This window comes from Psychroflexus sediminis (genome assembly GCF_900099815.1).
GTDB classification, from domain to species: domain Bacteria; phylum Bacteroidota; class Bacteroidia; order Flavobacteriales; family Flavobacteriaceae; genus Psychroflexus; species Psychroflexus sediminis.
In genome coordinates this window covers 1-4,961 of the sequence record NZ_FNCW01000028.1, presented here as the reverse complement: position 1 = coordinate 4,961, position 4,961 = coordinate 1, and the positions used below count along the sequence as shown (strand labels likewise).

Sequence of the window (4,961 nt, the reverse complement as noted above, 5' to 3'; positions counted from 1 at the left end):
AGACTAATGGGTTCGAGCTAATAAGGAATAAAAAACAGTTGACTGGTTATGCGGGGCTGGATGTTAGGGAAAAACAATCAGGTACATCTGTAAAGGGTAAACCGCGAATATCAAAAAAAGGAAATAGGCATCTTAGAAAATCATTGCATCTACCTTCTCTGTCATCCGTTAAGTATAATAAATCTCATAGAGAACTATATGCGAGAATAGTTGCCAAAAGCGGGATTAAAATGAAAGCACTGATAGCTGTTCAAAGAAAAATGCTAGAACTTATATTTATAGTAGATAAGAATAAAACTGAGTTTGACAATGATCACCAAAAAAAAAGGACACTAGATGCAAATGCAGAAAGTATCCCTTTACAGACTAGCTTATAGCCGCCTTGAATAACAAAAATAATAAAATAAAAGAGAAAAACTCTTGTTAGTTAACACAGAATCTATCGGGAGAATCAAAAAACGCTAGGCTTATTTTTATGTCTTTGAAAAACTACGAAAGTGTTTCCTCCTCGCAGCGCCAACCGTTGCACTAGGGCACTGCTCCTCTTCCTTGCTTCACCACTTTCTTGTTTTAGTTCACCCCCGTTTCTATTGATTAAGTGTTCATGAACCTCATACTTCGGTTTACTACATCCATAAAAAGTAGGCCATTTTTTAATTATCAATTGCTTTTTCTACTACTCTTTTATGCTATTATTCCATTACACGGCTACACGGTAAACAGTGAACTGTCAACTGTCAACTGACTTACCTCCATAAAAACCAGGCCGTTTCCACTATACTACTACTCCACTATACGATTACACAAATACTCGACTACACGGTGAACAGTGAACAGTGAACTGTCAACTGAAAACTGACTTACCTCCATAAAAAGTAGGCCATTTTTTTTAACTATCGATTGCTTTTTCTACTCCTCTTTTATGCTATTATTCCATTACACGGCTACACGGTAAACAGTGAACTGTCAACTGTCAACTGACTTACCTTCATAAAAACCAGACCGTTTCCACTATACCACTACTCCATTACACAACTACACGGTAAACAGTGAACTGTCAACTGTCAACTGTTTCACCTCCATAAAACCAGGCCGGTTCCATTATACGACTACTCCACTATACGATTACACAAATACTCGACTACACGGAAAACAGTGAACTGTCAACTGAAAACTGACTTACCTCCATAAAAACCAGGCCGGTTCCATTAATAAGACTACTCCACTATACCACTACTCCATGACACAACTACACGGAAAACGGTGAACAGTAAACTGACAACCGAAAACTGACTTACCTCCATAAAAAGTAGGCCGTTTTTTTTAACTATCGATTGCTTTTCTTTTCCTTATTATACTACTATACGACTACAAGTTTGTTGCGCGATTGCATCGCGTCACCCTTAGAATCTTTTGCTTCTTTCAATGTGGCTTCGATACGATCCCAACCAAAATGTCGGGATCACTCAGCCACCAGTTTAAGCCGGTCATTGAGCTTGCCTGCGTACTTTAGAAGGCAGACCTGCCTGCGTACCTTGGAAGGCAGGTGGCCTGGCAATAGAAAAATGTATCGAAATGACGTTAATTCTTTTCCCCATTATACTACTACTCCATTACACCAATACACGACTAGACGGTGAACAGTGAACTGATAACTGTCAACTGACTTACCTTCATAAAAACCAGGCCCTTTCCACTATACCACTACTCCATTACACGACTACACGGTGAACAGTAAACTGACAACCGAAAACTGTAAACCGTCAACACCTCCAGACTCCGCGTCCATTTTAAACTTTAAGCCTTATCTTTAGTCTTAAAAAAAACTCAACCCATGAAATACGTATTACTGCTTGTCTTTGCGCTCAGCCTTCAGTTGGGGGTGGCTCAGGACAAAAACACTAAAGATTTAGATTCTATTTTGGAGAGCATGCCCAAAAGCGAGGGGCTGATCTCGACTTATTTTGAAGACGAAAAGCTCTACTTCAAATTCCCGGAAGAGGTTCTGGAAAAAGATTTGCTGATGGTCACTCGCCTTAAGCAGCTGCCAGCCAACTATTCAGCTTACACCAATGCAGGATCGAAGACTTCAGAGCAGATGATTCACTTTGTGAAAGTGGGGAACTCCATAGATCTGGTTCAGGTCTTAACCACCAATATAGCCGATGAGGAAGATCCCATCAGCCTGAGTGTGGCTCAAAACAACCTCAACCCTATTTTAGCTTCGTTTCCGATCAAATCGGAAGAAGGCGATGACTTCGTCATCGAAGTCTCTTCATTTTTCAATGCCGATTCACCCTCCTTCAACATTGTCCCGGACAGATTAAAAAAAGAGTACAAAATCGGGAAAGCAGACGATAAACGCAGCCGTATCAATGCGGTGAAAAGCTTTCCTCAAAACACTGAAATCACCCATACGCTCACCTTTCCGACGGGCAATCCGCCAAGAGGAAATTCGACCAGTACCTTTACCTTTCAGATCAACCATTCCATCATCGCCCTGCCGGAGGATAAAATGCAGGTGCGCTACGAAGACTCCCGCGTGGGCTGGTTTGGTATCCGAAAATACGACTACAGCTCCGACGCTTTAAAGGCAGATGAGGTGAGACTGATACGTCGCTGGAGACTGGAGCCTAAAGACGAAAAGGCCTATGCCAGAGGTGAGCTTACCGAGCCTAAGAAGCCTATCGTGTATTACCTGGACCCGGCTACCCCAAAAAAATGGAGAACCTACTTTATCCAGGGGATTGAAGACTGGAATTCAGCCTTCGAAAAAGCGGGTTTCAAAAATGCCATTGAAGCCAGGGTTGCTCCAACAAAAAAGGAAGATCCGGATTTCAGTCCGGAGGATGTGCGGTTTTCTACCGTCAGGTATGTGGCCTCAACGACCAGAAATGCTGTTGGACCCAGTGTCTCTGACCCGCGAACGGGGGAGATTATCGAGTCGGATATCATCTGGTATCACAACCACCTGAGATCTTACCGCAATCGCTACCTGCTGGAAACCGGCGCTGCCAATCCAAAGGCGAGATCCCTGAATACGCCCGAAGAAGAAATTGGAGAGATGATGCGCCGTGTGATTTCTCACGAAGTCGGTCATGCCCTGGGATTGCCTCACAACATGAAAGCCAGTTCTGCCTACGATGTGGAATCGCTCAGATCCGGACGCTTCACCCAGAAAATGGGAATCGCCGCTACGATCATGGATTATGCCCGGTACAACTATGTCGCTCAGCCGGGGGATGAAAACATCCGTTTTGTAAGACAACTCGGTCCTTACGATGATTATGCCATTGAATGGGGTTACCGTTATTTTCCCAACAGCACGCCAGAGCAGGAAAGAGAAATTCTAGAAAGCTTTGTGGATGAGCGCAGCACCAATCCTTTATACATGTTTGGCGGCAGAGGAAACGATCCCGATGCTCAAACCGAAGACGTTGGTGACAACTCGGTCAAAGCAAGTACCTATGGCTTGAGCAACCTCAAAATCGTAGCCGATAATCTTATTGAATGGACGACGCCTACGGGTGAAAATTATGACGATTTGGAAGAGCTTTACGGCGAAATGCTGGGGGTATACAGACGTTATATCTATCACGTGGTTTCTGTCGTAGGGGGAGTACATGAAACCTTACTGCATAAAGGTCAGGATGGTATTCCTTATAAGGTCGTGGACAAAGCCGATCAGGAAAACGCCCTGGATTTCCTTAGCGAGAATGTGTGGACGCCACAATACTGGTTAGTCGATAAAGACCTGGTTTCTAAGTTTGCAGAAACCGGAAAACTGGAAAGCCTGATCCGCATCAACAAAGGGGTCCTCAACAGGCTTACCAGTGCCAGACGTCTAAAGCTGATGTGGGATACCCATTCTACCCTGGCCGGAAATGGACTTTCTCCGCAGGAGCTTTTGAATATGCTAACGGAAGATATCATCTATTCCAGAACCGCTCCGGACCAGGTTGAACGCGAACTGCAGAAGCACCTCGTTGTTCAGCTTATCGAACTGGCAGATGAAGAGGATTTGCCTCTCGAGCTGAAGGGACATAGCCTTTCGCTTCAGAATGAGCTTTTATCTGATTTTAAAACAAGAGCTGGTTCTGAGGATGCAGAATTGAAAGCGCATTATTCGTATATAGTGAGCCTGCTGGAAAAGGCGCAAACAGAAGAAAAATAGAAAATATTAGCAGGTGATCAGCAGCCTGTTTTGTATGCTGATTACTACAAAAAACTAAAATGTACGGTTTTCCCGTAACATAAGTACGGTTAAACCGTAACTCGGAGTCTTATTTAAGACTGATATTTGCGTAACTAATCCATTTATCAGTGTTAAAGTTTTATCTGATTTGAGACGGTTCCAACGAAAAGCAAGGTTTAATCGCCTTGCTTTTTTATTTGGCACCTGTCAACAACTCGGGACTTTTGTGGCTTCGACCTGCCTGCCAAGGAACGCAGGTGTTTTGTCGATAGACAGGGTGTATCGAAATGAGGTTAATTCTTCTCCCCATTATACTACTATAACACTATACGACTACAAGTTTGGTGCGTGATTGCATCGCGTCACCCTTAGAATCTTTTGCTTCTTTCAATGTGGCTTCGATACGATCCCAACCAAAATGTCGGGATCACTCAGCCACCAGTTTAAGCCGGTCATTGAGCTTGCCTGCCTGCGTACCTTGGAAGGCAGGTGTTTTGGCGATAGACAAAGTGTATCGAAATGGCGTTAATTCTTCTCCTCATTATACTACTACTCCATTACACCAATACACGACTAGACGGTGAACTGTGAACTGTCAACTGACTTACCTCCATAAAAACCAGGCCGGTTCCATTTTACGACTACTCCACTATACCACTACTCCATTACACGACAACACGGTTGTCTGGTAGACTGGTTGATCGTTCTTCGTTTTCAATTAACTGGTTTTTTTACTCTTAGAGAAATTAAAGTTTTAAGTTATTTT

2 protein-coding genes are annotated in these 4,961 nt (G+C 43.4%); both read left to right on the top strand.

All coding sequences use genetic code 11. The features are described 5' to 3' along the window. A partial coding sequence (locus BLP81_RS13435; protein WP_143002849.1) for a transposase occupies positions 1-377 on the top strand: 377 nt, incomplete at its 5' end. 1,457 nt (positions 378-1,834) lie between these two features. Continuing rightward, positions 1,835-4,174 (top strand): zinc-dependent metalloprotease, encoded by a 2,340-nt coding sequence (locus BLP81_RS13430; RefSeq protein ID WP_093370521.1) that lies wholly within the window; start codon positions 1,835-1,837, stop codon positions 4,172-4,174. Positions 4,175-4,961 lie beyond the last annotated feature (787 nt).